The 22,496-nt window shown below is 55.0% G+C and carries 23 protein-coding genes; 11 read left to right on the top strand and 12 right to left on the bottom strand.

Features of this window, described 5'->3' with window-relative positions:
* Positions 1-12: 12 nt before the first annotated feature.
* From queA to uvrA, 7 genes are all read left to right on the top strand, one after another.
* Positions 13-1,059: a tRNA preQ1(34) S-adenosylmethionine ribosyltransferase-isomerase QueA gene (queA, locus tag KO486_RS09735; protein ID WP_216037035.1), complete on the top strand. Its 1,047-nt coding sequence runs from the start codon at positions 13-15 to the stop codon at positions 1,057-1,059.
* Between the two features lie 232 nt (positions 1,060-1,291).
* Positions 1,292-2,551 carry an MFS transporter gene (locus KO486_RS09730; RefSeq protein WP_216037034.1) on the top strand — a complete coding sequence of 420 codons (1,260 nt, stop codon included), beginning with the start codon at positions 1,292-1,294 and terminating at the stop codon, positions 2,549-2,551.
* 99 nt (positions 2,552-2,650) lie between these two features.
* Positions 2,651-3,235: a DUF924 family protein gene (locus KO486_RS09725; RefSeq protein WP_216037033.1), complete on the top strand. Its 585-nt coding sequence runs from the start codon at positions 2,651-2,653 to the stop codon at positions 3,233-3,235.
* Positions 3,236-3,299: 64 nt separating this feature from the next.
* Positions 3,300-4,838 carry a diguanylate cyclase gene (locus tag KO486_RS09720; RefSeq protein WP_252734638.1) on the top strand — a complete coding sequence of 513 codons (1,539 nt, stop codon included), beginning with the start codon at positions 3,300-3,302 and terminating at the stop codon, positions 4,836-4,838.
* A gap of 111 nt (positions 4,839-4,949) precedes the next feature.
* Entirely contained in the window at positions 4,950-6,323 is a 1,374-nt protein-coding gene (gene lpdA, locus KO486_RS09715) for a dihydrolipoyl dehydrogenase (RefSeq protein ID WP_216037557.1), read from the top strand.
* A 92-nt stretch (positions 6,324-6,415) separates the two neighbouring features.
* Entirely contained in the window at positions 6,416-7,564 is a 1,149-nt protein-coding gene (locus KO486_RS09710) for an MFS transporter (protein ID WP_252734637.1), read from the top strand.
* A gap of 91 nt (positions 7,565-7,655) precedes the next feature.
* Positions 7,656-10,511, top strand: a complete 2,856-nt coding sequence (gene uvrA / locus KO486_RS09705) for an excinuclease ABC subunit UvrA (protein ID WP_216037031.1) — start codon at positions 7,656-7,658, stop codon at positions 10,509-10,511.
* Here uvrA and mmsB read toward each other — a convergent pair whose 3' ends face one another.
* The 3 genes from mmsB to KO486_RS09690 are packed head-to-tail and all read right to left on the bottom strand — an operon-like array spanning position 10,512 to position 13,534.
* The gene (gene mmsB, locus KO486_RS09700; protein ID WP_216037030.1) at positions 10,512-11,372 is read right to left on the bottom strand and encodes a 3-hydroxyisobutyrate dehydrogenase; all 861 of its coding nucleotides are present in this window, start codon (positions 11,370-11,372) and stop codon (positions 10,512-10,514) included.
* Positions 11,369-12,412, bottom strand: coding sequence for an enoyl-CoA hydratase/isomerase family protein (locus KO486_RS09695; RefSeq protein WP_216037029.1), 1,044 nt, complete (start codon positions 12,410-12,412; stop codon positions 11,369-11,371). The genes mmsB and KO486_RS09695 overlap by 4 nt, the downstream gene beginning before the upstream one ends.
* A gap of 3 nt (positions 12,413-12,415) precedes the next feature.
* A complete protein-coding gene (locus tag KO486_RS09690; protein ID WP_216037028.1) occupies positions 12,416-13,534 on the bottom strand; it encodes a carboxylate-amine ligase in 1,119 nt (372 codons plus the stop codon).
* Between the two features lie 162 nt (positions 13,535-13,696).
* Between KO486_RS09690 and KO486_RS09685 the strand changes: the two genes are divergently transcribed.
* Entirely contained in the window at positions 13,697-14,158 is a 462-nt protein-coding gene (locus tag KO486_RS09685) for a DsrE family protein (protein WP_216037027.1), read from the top strand.
* 63 nt (positions 14,159-14,221) lie between these two features.
* Here KO486_RS09685 and KO486_RS09680 read toward each other — a convergent pair whose 3' ends face one another.
* The 3 genes from KO486_RS09680 to KO486_RS09670 all read right to left on the bottom strand — a co-directional run bounded on the left by KO486_RS09680 (position 14,222) and on the right by KO486_RS09670 (position 15,769).
* On the bottom strand, positions 14,222-14,794 hold the full coding sequence (locus KO486_RS09680) for a L,D-transpeptidase (RefSeq protein ID WP_216037026.1): 573 nt from the start codon (positions 14,792-14,794) through the stop codon (positions 14,222-14,224).
* Between the two features lie 79 nt (positions 14,795-14,873).
* Positions 14,874-15,212: a cupredoxin family copper-binding protein gene (locus KO486_RS09675; RefSeq protein WP_216037025.1), complete on the bottom strand. Its 339-nt coding sequence runs from the start codon at positions 15,210-15,212 to the stop codon at positions 14,874-14,876.
* Between the two features lie 110 nt (positions 15,213-15,322).
* Positions 15,323-15,769 (bottom strand): hypothetical protein, encoded by a 447-nt coding sequence (locus tag KO486_RS09670; protein ID WP_216037024.1) that lies wholly within the window; start codon positions 15,767-15,769, stop codon positions 15,323-15,325.
* Between the two features lie 225 nt (positions 15,770-15,994).
* Here KO486_RS09670 and KO486_RS09665 point away from each other — a divergent pair, with 225 nt between their 5' ends.
* Together KO486_RS09665 and coaD are read left to right on the top strand one after the other, a co-directional pair.
* The gene (locus KO486_RS09665) at positions 15,995-16,432 is read left to right on the top strand and encodes a CBS domain-containing protein (protein WP_216037023.1); all 438 of its coding nucleotides are present in this window, start codon (positions 15,995-15,997) and stop codon (positions 16,430-16,432) included.
* Positions 16,433-16,494: 62 nt separating this feature from the next.
* Complete coding sequence (gene coaD / locus KO486_RS09660; RefSeq protein WP_216037022.1) at positions 16,495-16,995, top strand: pantetheine-phosphate adenylyltransferase; 501 nt, start codon at positions 16,495-16,497, stop codon at positions 16,993-16,995.
* Between the two features lie 62 nt (positions 16,996-17,057).
* Here the strand turns inward: coaD and KO486_RS09655 are convergent, their stop codons facing one another.
* From KO486_RS09655 to gap (KO486_RS09635), 5 genes are all read right to left on the bottom strand, one after another.
* The gene (locus KO486_RS09655) at positions 17,058-17,219 is read right to left on the bottom strand and encodes a hypothetical protein (protein ID WP_216037021.1); all 162 of its coding nucleotides are present in this window, start codon (positions 17,217-17,219) and stop codon (positions 17,058-17,060) included.
* Between the two features lie 228 nt (positions 17,220-17,447).
* Positions 17,448-18,449 carry a type I glyceraldehyde-3-phosphate dehydrogenase gene (gene gap / locus KO486_RS09650; RefSeq protein WP_216037020.1) on the bottom strand — a complete coding sequence of 334 codons (1,002 nt, stop codon included), beginning with the start codon at positions 18,447-18,449 and terminating at the stop codon, positions 17,448-17,450.
* A 102-nt stretch (positions 18,450-18,551) separates the two neighbouring features.
* Positions 18,552-18,695 (bottom strand): hypothetical protein, encoded by a 144-nt coding sequence (locus tag KO486_RS09645; RefSeq protein ID WP_216037019.1) that lies wholly within the window; start codon positions 18,693-18,695, stop codon positions 18,552-18,554.
* Positions 18,692-19,543 carry a hypothetical protein gene (locus tag KO486_RS09640; protein ID WP_216037018.1) on the bottom strand — a complete coding sequence of 284 codons (852 nt, stop codon included), beginning with the start codon at positions 19,541-19,543 and terminating at the stop codon, positions 18,692-18,694. Before KO486_RS09640 ends, KO486_RS09645 begins: the two co-directional genes overlap by 4 nt.
* Before the next feature lie 52 nt (positions 19,544-19,595).
* Positions 19,596-20,597 carry a type I glyceraldehyde-3-phosphate dehydrogenase gene (gene gap, locus KO486_RS09635; protein ID WP_216037017.1) on the bottom strand — a complete coding sequence of 334 codons (1,002 nt, stop codon included), beginning with the start codon at positions 20,595-20,597 and terminating at the stop codon, positions 19,596-19,598.
* Positions 20,598-20,890: 293 nt separating this feature from the next.
* Between gap (KO486_RS09635) and KO486_RS09630 the strand changes: the two genes are divergently transcribed.
* On the top strand, positions 20,891-21,859 hold the full coding sequence (locus KO486_RS09630) for a DUF808 domain-containing protein (RefSeq protein ID WP_216037016.1): 969 nt from the start codon (positions 20,891-20,893) through the stop codon (positions 21,857-21,859).
* Between the two features lie 12 nt (positions 21,860-21,871).
* On the opposite strand, the gene KO486_RS09625 is transcribed toward KO486_RS09630, so the two are convergent.
* Entirely contained in the window at positions 21,872-22,468 is a 597-nt protein-coding gene (locus tag KO486_RS09625) for a DUF4329 domain-containing protein (RefSeq protein WP_216037015.1), read from the bottom strand.
* Positions 22,469-22,496: the final 28 nt, after the last annotated feature.

The raw sequence follows: 22,496 nt of genomic DNA, 5'->3' as shown, positions 1-22,496 counted from the left end.
GATAGACGATCCATGAAACTAAGCGATTTTGATTTCGAGCTGCCAGAAAAGCTGATTGCGGTGCGCCCTGCGCGGCCTCGGACGTCGGCCAAACTGTTGGTGGCGCAAGGCGAACAGATCCGTGATTTGGCCGTGCGCGATCTGGTTGATGTGCTGCAGGCAGGGGATCATCTGGTTCTGAATGATACCAAAGTCATTCCAGCAAGGTTGTTTGGCGAACGCCACCGCGAAACCCGCGACGGGGCAGGAGTAGCGAAGATCGAAGTGACCCTGTTGGAACCGCAAGCGGACGGAACATGGGCCGCTTTGGTTAAGCCGATGCGTAAGCTGCGTGAGGGCGAAGTGATTGTGTTTTCACCTGACCTGTCAGCGGTTTATGTGGGACGGGGCGAGGACACCGCGTTTCTTGAGTTCAACCTGACGGGCGATGATTTTGACGCGGCACTGAATGACGCGGGGGCCATGCCCTTACCGCCTTATATTGCGGCCAAACGACCTGCGGATGCCCAAGACAAAGACGACTATCAAACGATTTGGGCGGCGCAAACCGGGGCGGTTGCCGCGCCAACCGCATCCCTGCATTTTGAGCAATGGTTGCTTGATGATCTGGCTGCGAAGGGCGTGAAATTCAGCCATGTCACGCTTCATGTGGGGGCGGGCACGTTTTTGCCTGTAAAGGTCGATGATGTCTCTGATCACAAGATGCATTCCGAATGGGGACAGGTCAGTGCCAAGGCTGCCGCCGATATCTTGGCGACCAAAGCCGCTGGTGGCCGTGTCATCCCAGTCGGAACGACGGCCTGCCGGCTGATCGAAAGCGCGGGACGGTCGGGCGTTTTACAAGCGTGGGAAGGCGATACGGATATCTTTATCACCCCGGGGTTTGAATTTCAGATCACGGATGGGTTGATGACAAACTTCCACCTGCCGAAATCAACGCTGATGATGTTGGTCAGCGCCTTGATGGGGACACAAGCCATCAAAGACATCTATGCCCATGCGATTGAAAACGATTACCGCTTCTTCAGCTACGGTGACAGCTCGATCCTATTGCCCTAGGCAAAGGGGACGGTTCTGGGTTGGTCGTAGAATTTTAGACCTGATTTCTCGGTGTCGTATTTATCTGATGAAGAGGCGGGATTGCCCATCGCATTTATTTGTTTTGAGAAAACAAGCATCGGACTGCCCCATTTGATCAAAGTTTGATTGCGTCATCGCGTGTCGCTTGTATAGGGGCGCTGATGGCGGCCTCGTGCAAAGGTTGTCTTACAAACGCACAAGGATTCGCGTCATGGTTAAGGTTTTCTTCGGGTCTTGGGCATTGTTCCTTGGCATGTTCATGTTGATGGTCGGGAACGGTCTGCAAGGGACTTTGTTGGGCATCCGTGGGGGACTTGAAAACTTCTCCGCGTTTCAAATGTCGATTGTCATGTCCGCCTATTTTGTCGGCTTCTTGGGCGGGTCCAGACTTGCGCCGGAGATGATCCGCCGCGTGGGCCATGTGCGGGTGTTCGCGGCCCTCGGTTCGACGATTTCAGCAGTGCTGATCTTGTACCCTGTCATGCCGGAAGTCTGGGCATGGACGCTGGGTCGGGTTGTCATCGGGTTTTGCTTCTCAGGCGTTTATGTCACCGCCGAAAGCTGGCTGAACAATTCCGCGACAAACGAAAACCGTGGCCAATCCCTGAGCCTTTATATGTTGGCACAGATGTCGGGCATTGTGGTGGCACAGGGCATCCTGAGCATCGGTGACGTCGGCGGATACGTTCTTTTCATCATTCCATCGGTGCTTGTGTCCTTGGCCTTTGCGCCGATTTTGCTGTCGGTTCAACCGACGCCTTCCTTTGACACAACGCGACCGATGAGCATTCGCAAGCTGATCGAAACCTCGCCGCTGGCCTCTGTCGGGATGTTCCTGTTGGGCGGCGTTTTTGCGGCGCAGTTCGGGATGACAGCGGTTTACGGTACAGAAGTCGGGCTGAGTGTCGGGCAGATTTCCTTGCTGGTTTCGGTGATCTATATCGCTGCCCTCGTGGCGCAATACCCGATCGGGTGGATGTCTGACCGGATGGATCGTCGTGTGTTGATTATCGGACTGGCAACCATCGGCGGATGTGGTGCTCTTTTGGCTGCGATGTCGGGGGGCGGGTTCTTTAGCATTCTCGTCGGCGCCGCGATTGTGGGGGGCACGTCAAATCCGCTCTATGCGCTCTATATTGCATATGCGAACGACTTTCTTGAACATGAAGACATGCCCGCGGCCTCGGCTGGGTTTATCTTTATCAACGGTGTTGGCGCGATTATGGGTCCTGTCCTTTTGGGGTGGGCGATGGGTGCCTTTGGCGTCGCGTCATTCTGGGTTGCAGTTGCAATCTTGATGCTTGCAGGGGCTGCTTATGGTCTGGTGCGGATGCTGCAACGCCCAAGTGATACGGACGTGGCGGACATGACGTCTTACGCTCCGGTTCTGGCCAGCGGGTCACCCGTTGCCGTTGATATGGCGCAGGAAATTTATATCGACGCTGAAATCGAAGCCGAACACGAGGACTAGGTTCCCCGAGACGCCGAAAAACCCAAAGGTTGCCAGACGTTACCGATTCTGTAACGCTCCTGAGTTATGGGAAACGGGACGGGCGTAAAGGGACGGAACATGGTCACACCAGAACAGGTATTGTCGTATTGGCTGGACGAAGTCGGGCCAAGGGGCTGGTATAAAGGCGGCAGCGAACTGGACGGGCAAGTGCGCGAAAAGTTTGAATCAACTTGGGCCGAAGCCCAAGACGGCGCGTGTGGGTTGTGGCTGACATCGCCCATCGGCGCGTTGGGTTACATTATTTTAATGGACCAGTTTCCGCGCAACATGTTTCGCGATCAGGCGGCGGCGTTTGCGTCGGATCAATCTGCGCGGGCGGCGACAAAGGTCGCTATCGAAAAGGATTGGGACATGAAGCTCCCCGTTCCTGCACGACAATTCTTCTACCTTCCTTTGATGCATTCCGAGAACCTGATCGACCAGGATCGCGCCGTGCGCCTTATTGCGACCCGCATGACGGACACCGACGGTCATTTGCGCCACGCGCGCGCGCATCGCACCGTGATCCGCCAGTTTGGTCGGTTTCCATATCGCAATGCTGCCCTTGGTCGCAAAACAACCAAAGCCGAGGGGGATTGGCTCTCTGATGGGGGATATATGCTCGCCCTTCGTGAGGTGGATGACATCGCCGCTGGCAATTGAACGGATGGAAACGATTTCGTAACGACTGATGTGCGACTGTGATCTCCAATAATTGGTGATCCTGATGACGAAATCAGACAAAATCGAAAACGGCGCCCCTGTGGACGCGGGGGCAAATGCAGCGCCGGCAACGTGGCGCGACGCCCGAACCCGCGACGACTCTATGTCGGTCACGCAGCAAATCATGAACGCGATGGAACAGGGCATATTGGTCTGGTCCGCCAGCGGTGTGTGTGAACTGTTCAATACCCGCGTCTTTGATGTGCTTGAACTTGAACCCTCAGCGCTTGGCCTCGGCACCTCTCGGGATGAGTTCCTTGCAAAGGCCCGCGCGCGCGGCGAAATGAGCGCTGAAAAACATGCTGAAACCGATCTAAGGTTCAATCGCCGTGAACCATTTCAGTTTGATCGCAACCTTCCATCTGGCCGCGTCGTTGCGACCTATGCTCGCCCAACCAGAGAAGGCGGCTTTGTTGTCACGTTCACGGATGTGTCTGTCGCCCGCCAGAATGAGGCGAAACTCGCCGAAGCCAAACACGCCGCTGAACAGGCCGAAGCAAAAGCCAAACAAATCCTTCAAGAAGAACGCGCCCGCCGGGCTGAGGCGCGCGCGCTGGCTGATCTGGATGAATGGTTGCAGTCCTGTAAATCCCTGACTGAGCTTTATCTTATCGTTGAAAAGTTCCTTTCCGGTCTCATTCCGGGCAGTAAGGGTGAACTCTATATCTATTCGAATTCGCGCGATGTGTTGGATGGCGTGTGTGAGTGGGGTGACACCAAAGGCATCAATGACCATATCACAGCCGATGAATGTTGGGCGTTGCGGCGCGGACGGGGGTTCCAGTTCAAGCCCGAAACGCTTTGCTTGCCGTGTGACCATCTTCATGGGGATATGGCTGACGCGCCGGGCAACTATTCTTGCGTTCCTGTTGTCGCCCATGGCGATACGGTTGGAATGCTCCATGTCGAATTTGACCCCAAGAGCTCATATGACGAACTAAAAGCCATGACCCGCTTTGCCAGCCGTAGTGCGGAGCACATCTCAATGGCGATAGCGAATGTAAAACTGCGGGACGAATTGCATGCGCAGTCTATTCGTGACCCGCTGACGGGTCTTTATAATCGCCGCTATTTCATGGACGCGATGCGGAGGGAAACCTCGATGTCGGATCGCGGCGGGCAGGGCTATGGGCTGATCTCGCTGGATGCTGACAAGTTTAAAACATTTAACGACAATCACGGCCATGAAGCTGGAGACGCTGTTCTGCGCGCCTTAGGGGAACAGATGATTGCATCGTTGCCGGAAAATTCCGTATGCGCGCGCGTCGGTGGGGAGGAATTCGCGGTTCTGTTACCCAAATTGAATCTGGAACAGAGTATGGAGCGCGCTGAATCCCTGCGAGAAGCGGTTGCCGCGCTTGAGGTGCACAGCTCTTTTGGGGTGCTTCCGAAGGTGACCATCAGTTCGGGTGTCGCGGCTTATCTGGGCGACAATACCCCGCCCAATCTATTGATGAAACGCGCTGATGAGGCGCTTTATGCCGCGAAGGCAGATGGCCGCAATTGTGTGAAACCCGCGACAGCAGGCCAACCTACGTCGTGATAGGTTTGCATAGCGGGGTTGACCTCTGGTCACTAGCCGTCAGAATAAATTTAGTTTAATGCTAAACTAAATTTGGACGAGGAGGATCCTGGCGTGGCCCAAAATTTTGATATGATCGTAATTGGCGCTGGCCCTGGTGGCTATGTGGCGGCCATTCGCGGTGCGCAATTGGGCCTGAAGGTCTGTGTGGTAGAACGTGAACATTTGGGCGGTATTTGTCTGAACTGGGGATGTATCCCGACCAAAGCGTTGCTGCGTTCGGCTGAAGTGTTCCACCTGATGCACCGCGCCAAAGATTTCGGCCTGAAGGCTGATGGCATTGATTATGATCTGCCTGCAGTCGTAAAGCGGTCTCGCGGGGTGGCAGGTCAATTGTCTGGTGGCATCGGCCATCTATTGAAGAAAAACAAATGCACCGTGGTGATGGGCGAAGCCCAGATTACGGGTAAGGGTAAGGTCACAGTTAAGACAGAAAAAGGGTCTGAAGAGCTGACGGCGAAGAACATTGTTGTCGCCACAGGCGCGCGTGCCCGTGAATTGCCGGGTCTTGAGGCGGACGGCGATCTTGTATGGACATACAAAGCCGCGCTTGATCCTGTGCGTATGCCTAAAAAGCTGTTGGTGATCGGGTCCGGCGCAATCGGCATCGAATTTGCAAGCTTTTACAACACTTTGGGCGCAGATACGACTGTGGTCGAAGTCATGGACCGCGTGCTTCCTGTTGAGGACGCAGAGATTTCAGCCTTCGCGAAAAAGCAGTTCGTGAAGCAAGGCATGAAGATCATGGAAAAGGCGATGGTCAAACAGCTTGACCGCGGCAAAGGCAAAGTCACCGCCCATATCGAAGTAAACGGTAAGGTCGAAAAGCAAGAGTTCGACACTGTGATTTCTGCGGTGGGCATCGTTGGCAACGTAGAAGGTCTCGGCCTTGAAGAGGTTGGTGTTAAGATTGATCGCACTCACGTTGTGACGGATGAGTACTGCCGAACCGGCGTGGATGGGCTTTATGCGATTGGCGATATCGCGGGCGCACCATGGTTGGCGCATAAGGCGTCCCACGAAGGCGTTATGGTGGCTGATCTGATCGCGGGCAAATCTGCGCATCCGGTCAAACCGGAATCCATTGCGGGCTGCACATACTGTCATCCACAGGTGGCCAGCGTCGGCTATACCGAAGCCAAAGCCAAAGAGCTGGGCTATAAAATTAAAGTGGGCCGCTTCCCGTTCATCGGTAACGGCAAAGCGATCGCACTTGGCGAACCCGAAGGCATGGTCAAAACCATTTTTGATGAAAAGACCGGCGAACTATTGGGCGCGCATATGGTCGGGGCAGAGGTCACTGAGATGATCCAAGGCTACGTCATCGGCCGCAAGCTAGAGACCACAGAAGAAGATCTGATGGAAACCGTATTCCCACACCCGACACTGTCAGAAATGATGCACGAGAGCGTTTTGGACGCCTACGACCGTGTCATTCATATGTAGGACCGGCGGTTTGATTTTGAAATGTGCGAGGGCGTCCCAATCAGGCGCCCTTTTGCGTTGCCCCGACCGTCGCGCGGGCGTAGCCATTGCGTATGAACGTTCAACACACAGATAGCCGCACACACTGGCCAATGATCGTCTTGCTTTGGGCGACGGGTCTGTTGGCGGCCTCTCAATTTGCAAAAATTTCACTCACCTTTGATGAGCTTCAGGCGATTTACCCAAACGGGTCTGTGGCCTTGGCTGTGTCGGGTGTGTCGGTTGTCGGCATCTTGGGCGGCGCGATGGCAGGCTATTTCGTCGCGAAAATTGGGGCACGTCGGGCTGTTCTTGGGGCCGTGGTATTTTCTGCGATAGTGTCGCTTTCACAAGGGCTTAGCATGCCATTCTGGCTGTTTATGGCGACGCGTGTCGCAGAAGGGTTTGGGCATTTGTTGTTGGTCGTAGCGTTGCCAACGATGATGGCGGCGCTGGCGCGGCCTGACGATAGAAGCGTCGTTATGGGACTTTGGGGCACGTTCTTTGGTGTAGGCTACGCGCTAATGGCGTTGGCTGTGCCTTCGGTCTTGGCGTGGGGCGGACCGACGGCGGTTTATATGGGGCATGGCGTTTTGCTGGCGGCGTTGTTTCCGCTGTTGTGGGTTGCCTTGCCGCGGGTGATGTCGGGCAGGGCAAAGATGCCCAATGTCGTCGAAGTCCATCGCGCAATCTTTTCGAACCCTCGTTATTTCGCGCCCGGCTTGGGGCATGGTATCTATACGTCTTTGTTTATCGCGTTGGTGGCTTTTTTGCCCGCCACTCTGGATGCAATTTGGCTGACGGCCGTGCTGCCCTTGGCCAATCTATCGGGCACCTTCGCCAGCGGGTTCATCGCGCGTGTCGTGCCTGCGTCACGCCTGTCGATTGGCGGCTTTGGAGTGGCTGCGGTTTTGTTTGCGGTGTTGGGGGTAACCGGTTCGGTAGCCGTCGCGTTGCTGGCATTCTTTACCACAGGCGTAACGGCTGGGGCGAATTTTGCAGCGGTTCCTGAATTTAACACCCGTCCTGAGGATCAGGCTCGTGCAAACGGCGCCGTGGCCCAGATCGGTAATATCGGAACATTTACGGGCACTCCGGTGTTTGCACTGGTCGCCGGAAGCCTGTGGGGCCTTGTCGGTGTAAGCATCGCAATCTGCCTAGCGGGTGTGGCGTTTGCTGGTTTGGCATACATGCGTGCCAGAATGTCAGCAGAGAACGGTTAATTCTTTCTTATGTTCCACTATTGTTCTATATCGGGGTTGGTCATTGAACCAATGCCACTTATGTGGTGGCAAGTAATATCGGGGGGCCAGTATGGCTGAGCTTAAGAATATCGAAGTGCGCGGTGCGCGCGAACATAATCTCAAGAACATTGACGTGGATATTCCACGCGATCAGCTTGTGGTGATTACGGGGCTTTCCGGGTCGGGTAAGTCGTCATTGGCCTTTGATACGATCTATGCTGAAGGGCAGCGTCGTTATGTTGAATCCCTGAGTGCTTATGCGCGCCAGTTCCTTGATATGATGGGGAAACCTGATGTGGATCACATCAGCGGATTGAGCCCTGCGATTTCGATTGAGCAGAAAACCACCAGCAAAAACCCGCGTTCAACCGTCGGCACCGTGACCGAAATATACGACTACATGCGCCTGCTGTTTGCACGCGTCGGAACGCCGTTTTCCCCAACCACGGGCCTGCCGATTGAAGCCCAGCAAGTGCAAGACATGGTCGATCGTGTCATGGACATGGAAGAGGGGACGCGTGGGTATCTTCTGGCGCCCATCGTGCGGGATCGCAAAGGCGAATACCGCAAAGAATTTTTGGAACTCCGTAAGCAGGGTTTTCAACGTGTTAAAGTGGACGGTGAATTCTATGAGCTCGACGAGCCGCCGACGCTCGACAAAAAGTTCCGCCATGACATCGATGTTGTCGTTGATCGTATCGTGGTGCGCGAAGGTTTGGAAACCCGTCTGGCTGACAGTTTCCGAACGGCGCTGGACCTCGCGGACGGGATTACCGTTCTTGAGACCGCGCCAAAGGAAGGCGATCCAGAGCGGGTGACGTTCTCTGAAAACTTTAGCTGTCCTGTGTCCGGCTTTACCATTCCCGAAATCGAACCACGCTTGTTCTCGTTCAACGCGCCGTTTGGGGCTTGCCCGTCTTGTGATGGCCTGGGGGTTGAGCTGTTTTTCGACGAAGGATTGGTCGTTCCGGATAAGACGCTGAAGATCTATGATGGTGCTTTGGCCCCGTGGCGCAAAGGGAAATCGCCGTATTTCCTGCAAACAATCGAAGCCATCGCAAAGCATTACGAGTTCGACAAGAACACTCGTTGGAAGGACCTTCCGGCGTTTGTACAGCAGGTTTTCCTTTATGGATCTGGCGACGAAGAGATCAAGTTTCGATATGATGAAGGCGGGCGCGTCTATGAAGTGTCACGCGCGTTTGAGGGCGTGATCCCGAATATGGAACGCCGGTATCGTGAAACAGATTCAAACTGGGTTCGCGAAGAGTTTGAACGTTATCAGAACAATAGGCACTGCGGAACCTGTGGTGGGTATCGCCTTCGCGAGGAAGCACTGGCGGTTAAGATTGCAGGGCTTCACGTTGGCCAAGTGGTTCAGATGTCCATCAACGAGGCATATGAATGGTGCAAATCCGTTCCCGATCACCTTGGCAAACAGAAGAACGAAATCGCGGTGGCGATCCTCAAGGAAATTCGCGAACGGCTTGGGTTCTTGAATAATGTCGGCCTTGAGTACCTGACGTTAAGCCGTAATTCCGGCACGTTGTCTGGTGGTGAAAGCCAGCGCATCAGGCTGGCCAGTCAGATTGGGTCGGGGTTGCAGGGTGTGCTTTATGTCTTGGATGAACCCAGCATTGGGTTGCACCAGCGCGACAATGACCGCCTTTTGACGACGCTGAAGAACCTGCGCGATCAGGGCAATACGGTGATTGTGGTCGAACACGACGAAGAAGCCGTGCGTGAGGCGGACTACGTCTTTGATATTGGTCCAGGGGCAGGGGTCCACGGCGGGCAGGTGGTGGCCAAAGGCACGCCAGCTGAAATTATTGCCAACCCGAACAGTATCACGGGGGACTACCTTGCGGGACGTCGTGAGATTGCGGTGCCTAAGGTGCGCCGCAAGGGTAACAAAAAGAAGGTTACTGTGAAAAAGGCGAGCGGGAACAATCTGCAAGCCATCACAGTTGATTTTCCTTTGGGCAAGTTCGTCTGTGTAACGGGCGTGTCTGGTGGTGGTAAATCCACGCTGACGATTGAAACCCTGTTCAAGACGGCCTCCATGGCGCTGAACGGCGCGCGCCAAACGCCTGCGCCGTGTGAAACCATCAAAGGGTTAGAGCACCTCGACAAGGTTATCGACATTGACCAACGTCCTATTGGACGGACACCTCGTTCGAACCCCGCCACCTATACGGGGGCCTTTACGCCGATCCGTGACTGGTTCGCAGGTTTGCCAGAAGCCAAAGCGCGCGGATATAAACCAGGGCGGTTTAGCTTCAACGTAAAGGGTGGGCGCTGTGAGGCCTGTCAGGGCGACGGTGTCATCAAGATCGAGATGCACTTTTTGCCGGACGTCTATGTTGAATGCGAAACCTGTAAGGGCAAACGCTACAATCGGGAAACCCTCGAGATCATGTTCAAAGGCAAAAGTATTGCCGATGTTTTAGATATGACCGTCGAGGAAGCGCAGGGCTTCTTTAAGGCCGTGCCAAGTATTCGTGACAAGATGGATGCGCTGATGCGGGTCGGTCTGGGATACATCAAAGTGGGCCAGCAAGCGACGACGTTGTCGGGCGGTGAGGCGCAGCGTGTGAAGCTGTCCAAAGAACTGGCCAAACGGTCCACAGGTCGCACATTGTATATTTTGGACGAACCAACCACCGGTTTGCACTTCGAAGATGTTCGAAAATTGCTAGAGGTGCTGCATGAGTTGGTCGAGGGCGGCAACACGGTCGTGGTGATTGAGCACAATCTTGACGTCGTGAAAACCGCCGACCATGTGATCGATATCGGCCCTGAGGGCGGCGACAAGGGCGGGACCGTGGTGGCCGTCGGCACACCTGAACAGGTGGCTGAGGTTGAGGGGTCACACACGGGCCGCTACCTCAAAGAGATGCTCGCGGCCCGCGTGGCAGCTGAGTAGTCAGTCGCCTGCGAGGAATGGCAGCATGGCCGAGAAATCCATGCCGCCCATGCCCTGAAGCTCGACGAAGTCGGCATAGACTTCTGTGGCGCGTTCACCCATCGGGGTGGATGCGTTTACGGCACCTGCGGCTTGCTGGGCGAGACGCAGATCTTTGAGCATGAGTGATGCTGCAAAACCAGGGATGTATGAATTGTCAGCTGGCGTCTCTGGTCCCACGCCTGGCGCGGGGCAATAGGCGTTCATGGACCAGCTGTAGCCTGATGATGTGCTCACGACGTCAAACATCTTTTGGCGATCAAGGCCCAGCTTGTCGGCCAAAGCAAAGGCTTCGCAGGTGGCGATCATTGTTGCGCCGAGTATCATGTTGTTGCAAATTTTGGCAGCCTGACCTGCGCCTGCCTCGCCGCAATGCACTGCCTTTTGACCCATGATATCGAACAACGGATCGGCAATTGCAAAGGCAGCATCGCTGCCGCCCGCCATAAATGTCAGCGTGCCGTTTGTGGCACCACCAATGCCGCCAGAAACAGGCGCATCGACGGACAAAAGCCCTGTTTTTTCAGCGGATGCAGCCACATCTCGGGCTGATTGGACATCAACGGTAGAGCAGTCCAGATGGAGTGCGCCCTTGGTCATGGCGGGGTGAATGTCTTCGGCGACAGAACGCAAAATGTCACCGTTTGGCAGCATGGTGATCACCACGTCCGCCCCATCTACAGCGGCTGCAACAGTTGGCGCACAGGTGATGTCATCGGGTGCAGCCATGGTATCAAAGCCCGTGACGGTATGGCCGGCGGTGATCAAACATCGTGCCATTGGGGCACCCATGTTTCCGAGACCGATAAAGGTGATTTTCATTCTTGGGCTCCTGTTAGATCCAGTGGTGGTTTTGTGGGGTAGCTCATGGCTAGAACGTCCGCGCCGGTGACGTCTGACCAGTCATCGTGACGCCATTTCGGTTGGCGGTCTTTGTCAATAATCGCGGCGCGAATGCCCTCAAGGAAGTCGCTGTGTTCCATACCGCGTGATGTGAACCGGAATTCATGATCCAGCGCCGCTTCGATCGTGTCGGCCAAGCGCACTTTATGGATCAGGGCCACTGTCGCACAGAGCGAAAGAGGTGAATGCCGCTGCATTAATTTCTTCCCATGGGCGATTGTTTCGGGGGGCGCGTCTGGCATAGCGCGCCAAATGTCGCCCATGGTTTCGCCGCCAAAGACAGCGTCGATGTCTGCTTGCCATCCCTTAAGGCGACTGTCGGGGTGGGGTTTGGCGATAGCATCAACAGCCGTCCAATCGCCTGTTTTGCAAAGGTTCAGGATCAAAGAGTCCCAATACTCGCGTGGGACAAAGTAGTCTGCAAACCCAGCGTAGATTGCGTCCCCTGCGTCCAACCTGTCTGCGGTCAGCCCGATGTATTCCCCCAGACGCCCCGGTGCGCGGGCAAGGATCAGGGATCCGCCGACATCGGGGACCAGACCGATGGACACTTCTGGCATCGCGATCTGACTGTTTTCACAAACGATACGGTGAGAACCATGACAGCCGACACCGACGCCACCGCCCATGGTAAAGCCCTGCATGAAGGTGACGACGGGTTTGGGGAAATTGAACAGCTTGGCGTTCATCCGGTACTCGTCGCGCCAAAACCGTTCACCGTAGCTGTAATTCTTGCGGGCTCCGTTGTCATATAAATCTTGGATGTCCCCCCCAGCGCAAAAGGCTTTGTCGCCTTGGGCATCAATCACAACAAGTTTGATGGCATCGTCGCCAGCCCAAGTGTCGAGCGCAGCTTCAATCGCAAGGCTCATGTCCCAAGTGAGTGCGTTCAACGCATCGGGACGGGTCATGGTGATACGGCCTGCGCGGCCTTCTGTGCGGATGTGGATGTCGTCCAAGATTCAAATATCCATGCTAAATTCGGTGATAAGATGATCAACGACGGCGTTTGTTTTCGTCGCTTTGTCGCCTTTGGTGGCGTGAAACACCGCGCGTTGGCGTTCGCTACTTGTGCCGTCAGACAGGATGGGCCGCAACCCTTCCAATTCAGTGATGCAGTGTAACGCGTCGGCGTCCTGTTCGACCAAGCCCATAAGTTCGTTGAACAATTCTGGGTAAGGCACAATTTCGCCACGGCCAAAGTCGATCAATCCTTTGGTGGTTCCGTAGCGCTGCGCGCGCCAGCGATTTTCACGCACCAGAAACGTGTCATAGCGCCGCCAGCGTTGGTTTTTCACCCGCAATCGCCAAAGCATCCGGCACAGACATTGCACCAGCGCAGCAATTCCGACGGCATGGCCGAGGCGGGGGGAAACGTCGCAAATACGGGTTTCCAATGTCGGAAAGCTGGCGGAGGGGCGTAAGTCCCACCAGATTTTCGAGCTGTCCTCAATCACGCCGACATCCACCAAAGCCTGAACAGAGCGTTGGTATTCGTCCCAACTGTCGAGGGTCGGCGGGAGGCCAGTGCGGGGCAAGTTGTCAAAAATAGACAACCGATAGGACGCGAGGCCCGTATCATCCCCTTGCCAGAACGGCGAGGACACCGACAACGCAAGAAGGTGCGGCAAGAAGTAGGTCAGTTGCCCCATGAGATCAGCGCGCAGGGCATCATCATCCAAACCCACATGCACATGCATGCCGCAGATCAACATCCGTCGGCCCACGCCGCCCAGATCATCACGAAGCTGATTGTAGCGGTCTTTGTCGGTGTGGTGCTGTTCTTTCCAATCCGCTGACGGATGGCAGGACGCCGCGATTGGGGTCAATCCATATTTGGCGGCGCAATCGCGAATGGTACGCCGCAGATGCGCGAGATCCTCGAACGCGTCTGCAGCGGTCTTGCACACGCCGGTACCGACTTCGATTTGGCATTGCAGGAACTCGGGGCTGACCTGGCTGCCCAATAGGGATTGGCATTCGTCCATCATCGCGTCAGGTACCGTGGCCAGCGCGTGTGTTTTAATGTCGACCAGAAGATATTCTTCTTCGACCCCTATGGTGAAATCTGGTTCCGTCATTGTGCCCCCCCTTAAGTGACAGAGTGCAGACCCATCCAAGAAAACGCAATTCCAAAGCTGGGGCCGCGACAACGTGTAATATATTCAAGATTTGACATATATCATGGCACGCACCTTCCAGCGCTGGAAGGTTGTGCGGGCAACCAAAAAGAGGAGGCTTGCATGAAACGAATTATAGCCGTGTTTGCGATGGTTCTTGGCATCGCATTCGCAACCAGTTCTGCGATGGCACAAGAGGGTCCGAATGTAGGCGAGGGGCCGGGCCTGTTTATCAACTTGACCACCGATGATACCTGGGCCGCTGCCAAGGCAATCAGCTTTGGGCATCAGAAAGCGTTGGAAAACGGATACCGCGTTGCCATCTGGATGAACGTGCGTGCGGTTTATTTGGCAGACGAACGCCGCCCCAGCCACATTCATGGTCTGATGGCCGAAAGCGGCACGTCAATTCAGGATATGTTGGCCGCATTCATCGAGGACGGTGGGACCGTGTTGATGTGTCAGGCGTGTTCTGCAGCGGCAGGGCTAACGCTGGATGACTATATCGATGGCGTTGAAATGGGCAGCTGGCCGACCATCGAAGCGTGGTTGTTTGACCCTGAGGTGCAGACCCTGTCTTGGTAAGAAAGACGTCTAAACAGAAACGCCGCGTCCATTCGGGCGCGGCGTTTTGCTGTAGAGGGGCAGTTACAGAAGTCGGACTTGCGTGCCCACTTCAACGACTGAAAACAGCTCTGCGATGTGTTCGTTATAGAGCCCGATACAACCCGATGAGCTTTGGCGGCCAATCTTGCGGGTGTCATGGGTCCCGTGGATCAGATAGGCGGGCCAATCGAGGTACATTGCGTGCGTTCCAAGCGGATTGCCTGGCACACCACCTTCAATGCTTTGGGGTAGATCAGGATCGCGTTCGCGCATGGATGCTGTTGGGGTCCAGCTTGGGCCAACGCGCTTACGTACAATCTGCGAATAGCCGCGTCGTGTGAGCTCTTCGGAAATTGGTACGGAGGACGGGTACAAACGATATGTGCCATCCGCTGCCCAGTAGTGCAAAGCACGGCTGGCTATATCCGCAAGAATTGCGCCATTCCCGAGCGCGCTAAAATGGTCCTGCCATTCTTGCGTGACGAACGAGGACGAATTGCGCTCTGGTGCATCTTGGGCCGCCAAGACGGAGGGGGCCGTCAAAAGGGACGGAGTCGCCAATGCGGCTGCCCCACCAATTAAAAAGCTACGTTTCGTCTGCATGCTTTGCTCCATTTGTTTGTCCCTCTGGTGTCACATGAAGAGGGTCGGATCAATCCGTGCGGTGTCACAATCGCTTGAGGCTGTCGGACGTTTAACTAACGGTAATTGATCCGCGCATGTTGCCATGAGGGCGACAGCGATAGTCGAACGTTCCGGCGGAGCCAAATGTCAGGCTGGCGCTTTCACCCGATCCAATGAGACCAGTATCAAAGTTATTGCCGTTGCTTTCCCATGCGCTGTGACGAACGCGGTCTTCGTTGACCCAAGTGATGGTGTCGCCAACAGAAACCGTCAAGTTTGGGGGGGAGAATTGCATATTCTTTATCGTAACTGTGTGTGTGGTTTGGGCCTGTGCTGTCGTGGCCAAAACGGGCAAGGCGGCCAGTGTCGCGGCCCCCATGTGCATAAATTCGCGGCGTGTTTTCGTCATATTATGTCCTTCTCAAAATAATTGCCGTCACGTTGAGCTGTCCCTTGGAGTAACGCAAGGACTTGCGTTTGGGTCTCACCTGAATGTTATGTGCTCCACATTCAATCTGACTACGCAGGGGCGTCCTCGGCAAGTCGATCTATCAAGGACACAAGATCGGCCCGTGGGCCGCCCAGAATGTCCAAGGCTTCATTCAATGTGAACGCGGCGCGTATGATCGCTGTCTTCGACCCTTCCCAAGGCTTTCGAGCCATTTCGGCCATTTCGGCGGGGGGGCCTTCTGGGGCATAAAAAACGAACAATTGCTCGCCGTCCTCTTGCGGGTAAATGTCGGCCAGTTGCGCCATGAACGCAAAGTATTTGGGGTAATCAATATCGTAACTGGCGACTCGGCTGAAGTCGAAGAAATGCGGCAAGCCCGGTTCCAGTGTGGGTTCTTTTGCAAATCGCGTCGCCGCGCAGATCAGATCGTCGGCGGTGATGTGGCCTTGGTAATAAATGAATGCCAGTGAAGGATTGCTTAGAAATTGATAATCGATCGGCATAACGTCTCTCACCCCGCCTCGTGCGCCCAGGATTGGGTGCCTTTCTACATTAGCCTTTAATCGCCGCCATGGGTGAGATTTTTGTGAATCTGCTGCATGAAGGCAGGCGACCCAGTTTTTCGCATGCCAAACGTGCGGTTGTTTAGCGGATGATCAATTGTTTTGCCTTTTGCCTTCTTGACAGGCACGGGGGCCAAGAGCGTAGGCTAGTGATACCGAAAACATAAGGAATCTGCCATGCTCGTATCCCAAATCCTCAAGTCTAAGGCACAAGACGGCGTGTTGACTTTGACGTCAGGCTCATCAGTTGGTGAAGCCGCCGAAGTCATGTCATCCAAGAGGATCGGTACGATTGTGGTGAGTGACGATGGTGGTGCAACGGCAGCTGGTATTTTGTCGGAACGCGATATTGTGCGTAATTTGGGTGCTTCCGGGACGTCCTGCCTGACGGGGACGATCGGGGATATGATGACCAAAAAGCTCGTGACGTGCAGCCCATCGGACACGTCACTTTCCGTTCTGGAAAGCATGACCGAAGGTCGATTCCGGCACATGCCTGTTCTTGAAGACGGCAAACTGGTTGGTTTGGTGTCCATTGGCGATGCGGTCAAAGCACGGCTCGCGGAATTGGCGATGGAAAGAGATGCCCTTGAAGGCATGGTCATGGGCCACTAGAACGCCTGCCAACACGGGGAGGCGAGGAAAGACACCTCGCATTGGCTTTTTGGGGAACATCTATGCGTATCGGTCTTTATCCAGGGACGTTTGATCCCGTAACACTCGGGCATTTGGACATTATCCAGCGGGCCTGTTCGCTCGTGGATAAGCTGGTCATCGGCGTTGCGATTAACCGCGACAAGGGGCCAATGTTTTCCTTAGAAGAACGTGTGGCGATGATTGAACAGGAATGCGCAGAGCTGTCTTCCAAGACTGGGTGCGAGATCGTCGCGCATCCGTTTGAAAACCTGCTGATCGATTGCGCAAAAGATGTCGGGGCATCTATTATTGTGCGCGGTCTTCGGGCTGTGGCTGATTTTGAGTACGAATATCAAATGGTTGGCATGAACCGCCAATTGGACGCCAGCGTTGAAACCGTGTTCTTAATGGCCGATGCCCAACATCAGGCGATTGCCAGTAAGTTGGTCAAGGAAATCGCGCGGCTCGACGGGGATGTCAGTAAGTTTGTCCCCTCGGCAGTCAATGTCGCGCTTAAAGAACGGTTGCAAAAGACATCCTGAAACGAAAACACCCCACCGATTGACGGGCGGGGCGTTGAATGTCTGTAAAGCCGTATGTTGGCTTAGCCGTAAACTGCGCGCGTTGCGATCTTGTCAGCGTCGGATGGGAAAATTCCGAGGTCTTCAATCGCGCGTTCTGTTGGCAAATGTGCGATTGCGTCACGTGTCCGGTTGTAAGCTGCACGTTTTGCGAGGCGGTCACGGAGTGTGTTCATCAATGTCATGTCTATCTCCTTGGTTCGGTTTGTATGTTGTCTTGCCATTGAACATAGGGATGCTGCGCTGCAGCGGTAGCGCTAAAATTTCAAAGCCCGCTATGCGTTGAGTGCATGGGTGTGTCTTAACCTATTGAAAATATTTAATTTCGTTTCTCTGACGATCAACGTTAAACTCTGAAACAAAAAAGACCTCCCGATTGGGAGGCCTTTTTAGAATTTAATCGAGGGCGGACTTTAGATCAATTTGCCCATAGCAACGGCTGTGTCGCTCATCCGGTTGGAGAAGCCCCATTCGTTGTCATACCACGTCAGGATACGAACCATGTCGCCTTCCATGACCTTGGTTTGGTCCATGTGGAAAGTGGACGACGCCGGGTCGTGGTTGAAATCACAGCTCACCATCGGGAGGTCCGTATAGGCCAGTACGCCTTTCAGCGGGCCGTCTGCCGCAGCGCGGATGGCGGCGTTTACTTCTTCCACGGTTGTGTCGCGGGTTGGTTCGAACGTCAGGTCTACAGCCGATACATTTGGAGTAGGGACGCGGATTGCGACGCCGTCCAGTTTGCCCGCCAGTTCAGGCAGGACGAGGCCAACAGCCTTGGCTGCACCAGTGGATGTCGGGATCATGGACAAAGCCGCGGCGCGGGCGCGGTAGAGGTCTTTATGCATGGTATCCAGCGTCGGCTGATCGCCGGTATAGCTGTGGATCGTTGTCATGAAGCCTTTTTTGATGCCGATTGCATCGTTGAGGACTTTAACAACAGGGGCCAAGCAGTTCGTTGTGCATGATGCGTTGGACACGACGATATCGTCAGATGTCAAAAGGTGGTCGTTCACACCGTAAACGATTGTTTTGTCCGCGTCTTTGCCTGGAGCAGAGATCAGCACGCGGCTTGCGCCGTTTTCAAGGTGCGCTTGGCAGGCTTCTTTGCTTGTGAAGATACCTGTGCATTCCATTACGATGTCGACGTCGCCCCAAGGTAGGTCAGCAGGGTTGCGCAAGGCTGTGACGCGTATTGGGCCACGGCCAACATCGATGGTGTCTTCGGTGGTTGTTACCTTTGCAGGGAAACGGCCATGAACGGAATCAAACTGCAATAGGTGCGCGTTTGTCTCAACAGGGCCAAGATCGTTGATGGCGATGACTTCGATGTCAGTGCGGCCGGATTCGATAATGGCGCGCAAGATATTGCGGCCGATGCGGCCAAAGCCGTTGATTGCTACTTTTACGGTCATGGGAGCCTCCACAGTTTGGTCAGCGAAACGTGGCGTCGGAATGCAGCCACTGTTGGCGCTAACATCCCCAAAATCGCGAGAAGGTCAACCCATGGAGGAGTTTTAGCGCCAGATCGCGAGATAGTTGATCAATTCGATACCTTTTTTGGCAAGGAACACCCCTGCATCAAGATGCAGGACGTAATGGTCCAGTACAAAGAACCCTACGATGAGCAGGATAAGGATGATCGAAAGTTTAGTGGTCATGGACCCACTGCGTACATCTTTCCGTCAGCATATTGAAGGCGAATTTCGATTAGCTCCAAGCCGCCTGATGCAGTGCGGTCGTAAATCTTTGCCGAATAGCCTGGTGTGATTGCGGGCCAGTAGGACGGCAGAGGCGGGTTCGGAGGGATGATTGGAGTGCGATTGACTGGTGGGGTCGTGTCGGGTGCATCGTCAGGCGGAGGAGTAGGGGCTGGCTGCACCGTGGGGCGCTCGGGATACGTGCGGGGCGGTTGTTCAACGCGGGTGGCGACTGAAAGTTGGCTTGCGTTTGGGTCGACTGTAATGGTTTCGTTTCCGTCAAGATCGACTAGGATTGAAACGCCTTGGTAGGTTCCGAAGCGTTCGAAGTGAGCCGCGCGTTTGTTCTGTTGATCAAACCACCGCAGTGAGATCCAGATCATGAGAATCGCAACGGCCGCCAAAAGGCGAAGGATCAGTAGAATTTTTAACCGGCGCCGCATGTGGAAGACATCCGGCCCGAGGTTTTCTCCGGTCCGAATGGCCGAATGAGCCGCTGCGACGCGGGCGCGTTTTATTGAAGTGTCGTGGATCGATGTCGTGGGCCAGTAGTCCCGCCCACTAAGGAGCAATCCAAAGACGTTTCGAGGCGTGTAGCCGATCAATATGAGAAAGGAGAAGATGGCTGTAACTAGGGCGAGAAGGCTATAACCCGCATCGTGGTGTTCAAACGCCGAGTAGATAAGAGATGCGGCCAGCCCAAAACTGCCAAAACCCAGCGCCGTCCGCAGGTAGCTGCGAATTAGCTTTTGTTTCAGCAACGCTTTCGCGTCGATCATGAGATATTTGTCGGTTGAAATATCAGCCAAAGGAGCCTCCGTTGACCGGAGACCTATCATTGCTTTCGGGCGAAACTTTGACCTAGTTCAAGCGGCCCATGTGTGCGGCAACGTCAGCCATCCGAACGCTAAAGCCCCATTCATTGTCATACCAGGCCAGCACGCGAACGGTGCGTCCGCCGATGACCTTGGTTTGGTCAGGCGCAAAGATCGAGGAGTGCGGCGTGTGGTTGAAGTCGATCGAAACTTTGGGTTCCGGATCGTATGACATGACCATGCCCATGTGACCGGAGCACGCTTCTGCGACGACTTCGTTTACGTCTGCAACGGTCACGTCTTTGGCAGCTTCAAATGTCAGATCAACACAAGACACGTTCGGAGTAGGGACCCGCATCGCGGTGCCGTCCAGTTTGCCGGCCATTTCAGGCAGCACGAGGGAGAGGGCTTTTGCGGCGCCTGTGGACGTCGGGATCATGGCCATCGCAGCAGCGCGCGCGCGGTATAGATCGCTGTGGCGGCGGTCCAATGTCGGCTGATCACCTGTGTAGCTGTGAATTGTCGTCATCAAGCCGCGATCAATGCCGATTGAATCGTTCAACACTTTAACAAGCGGCGCGAGGCAGTTTGTCGTGCAGGACCCGTTGGACACCATGCGGTCCTGTTTTTCCAGATCGCGGTGGTTCACGCCGTAAACGATGGTTTTGTCGACATTCGTTGCGGGGGCAGAGATCAAAACCTTGCCCGCACCGCGGTCGAGGTGAACTTTAGATTTCTCACCGTCGTTGAACTGACCTGTGCATTCCAGAACCACATCGCAACCCTCCCAGTCCAATTCGGTAGGATCGTATGTAGACATCATGTCGATTGGGCCGCGTCCAAGGTCGAGCTTGCCGTCATTGACCGTAATTTCACCCGGGAAGCGACCGTGAACACTGTCATAACGCAGCAGGTGCGCATTGGTTTCGACCGGGCCTGTCGCGTTGATCTTGACGACTTGAATGTCGTTACGCGCGCTTTCAGCGATATGAGACAGCGTGCAGCGGCCAATTCGGCCAAATCCGTTGATACCTACAGTGACGGTCATGTCTGATTTCCCTCAGGTTTTCGATTTGCCTCGTTCTAGGGGGATGCTGTGCTGTGACCAAGGGAAATATGACTATCTTTCAGCATGTTAGCGTTAACCGTGCCGTGTTACGACAGGTTTGCGCTAACACTTTTGGGGCGCAGCGGGACGTTTGCGCTAACCGTTGGTGCAGCTGCAGCATTCTTGCAGCCGCAAAGAATCAGCATGGCGTCAATGACCCCTGTACCCACGTCAGGCCTTGCGGCCCGCGCTGTGATGGCTAATTTGGCGCAACACCAGTTGGAGACTTAAAGATGAGCGGTTTGATTGCCCTGTTAGATGATGTTGCGGCGCTGACGCGGATTGCAGCGACGAGTATTGATGACGTCGCAGGCATGGCAGCCAAAGCAGGGACCAAGGCGGCCGGTGTCATCATTGATGATGCTGCGGTCACACCGAAATACGTCACGGGCCTAAACCCAAAGCGTGAACTGCCGATCATCTGGAAAATCGCACGTGCGTCTTTCTTTAGTAAACTCGTGATCCTGCTTCCGGTGGCGATGCTGCTTAAGGCCTTTGCACCAGTGCTGTTGATCCCGCTGTTGATGCTGGGCGGTCTTTATCTATGTTTTGAGGGCGCCGAGAAAATCTATCACGTGTTGGTGCCCCATGGGGATTCCCACGTAGAGGCGGATATGGATGTCGGTGATCCGGCACATCTGGAAGAAACCCGCGTCAAAGGCGCGATCAAAACCGATTTCATTTTGTCTGCAGAAATCATGACGATTTCGCTGAACAGTATTGTCGAAGAATTCCCCGAAGCGAGCCTCATGCTGCAAGGCATGACGCTTGCTGCGGTGGCCATTGCGATTACCATCGTTGTCTACGGAACGGTCGCTTTGATCGTTAAGATGGATGACGTCGGCGCATGGTTCGCGTTGAACGGCAAGACGGGTTTTGGTCGGTCTTTGGGCAAAGGTCTGGTGCACGGGATGCCGCATCTTCTGACGGTTCTGTCCGTTGTCGGAACGGCGGCGATGCTTTGGGTCGGTGGATCGATCATTGTACACGGCCTGCATGACAGCGCGTTCTTGGGGTGGGCACAGCCTTACGGCTTTATCAAAGATCTGTCTCATACGATTGCGGGCGACAGTGGCTTTGGCAATTGGGCTGTGACGGCCTTTGCGGACGGGGTGCTTGGGTTGGCTGTCGGGTTGGTCCTAATCCCGATCGTGACCCGTGTGATTGCCCCGCTCTTTGGTGGTGGCAAAGCGGCGCATTAAACGGCGCGTGAGTCAGTACACCTGAGACTGTGAATAGGACTGCTGGATATCGGCATCGTAGCGGTCATCGTATCCGGTGTCAGAAAAAACGCAGGCACGACCGCACAGTTGGCGCGTGCTGCGGGTGGCATAGTCATTCAGCCAAACACGTCCGCCCGGCGTTGAGACATAGCCGTTTATGCCGTAGTTGAAATCCCCCTGCAGATCGATCCCAGACGGTATTTCGCCCCTCAGGCGCGGGGAATAAGCGCCGTGGGTGTGATAGCTGGCAAGGATACCGGTGCCGATCTGGGGCTCGTTCATTTCACAGCCCGTGCGCGTGCCGGCAACAGGGACAGTGGCTTGCAACTGGCCGAATTGATCCTGCCAGATATAGCCGCAGTATTCACGCTTTTCGGCAATAGATACGGTTTGCAATCCGTTCAGAACACCAATCGCGAACTGGTCAACCGCGAACCCTGTCGGCGATCCCGCTGCAACCACACTAAAGCCCGCGTTGCCAGGTTGAAGCCCCGACGGGGTCACTTGCTGGGAATTAAGCCCCACTTGAGGGGCGCAGGCCGTCATTGCGAGGACGGCGGTGGTTAGCAGAGCGGCAATGCGGATCATAATGTGGCCTCCTCTTTGCGCTATGCTA

Origin of the sequence: Octadecabacter sp. B2R22 (assembly GCF_018861045.1) — a bacterium.
Classification (GTDB): Bacteria; Pseudomonadota; Alphaproteobacteria; order Rhodobacterales; family Rhodobacteraceae; genus Octadecabacter.
This window is presented reverse-complemented; position numbering and strand designations above follow the sequence as displayed.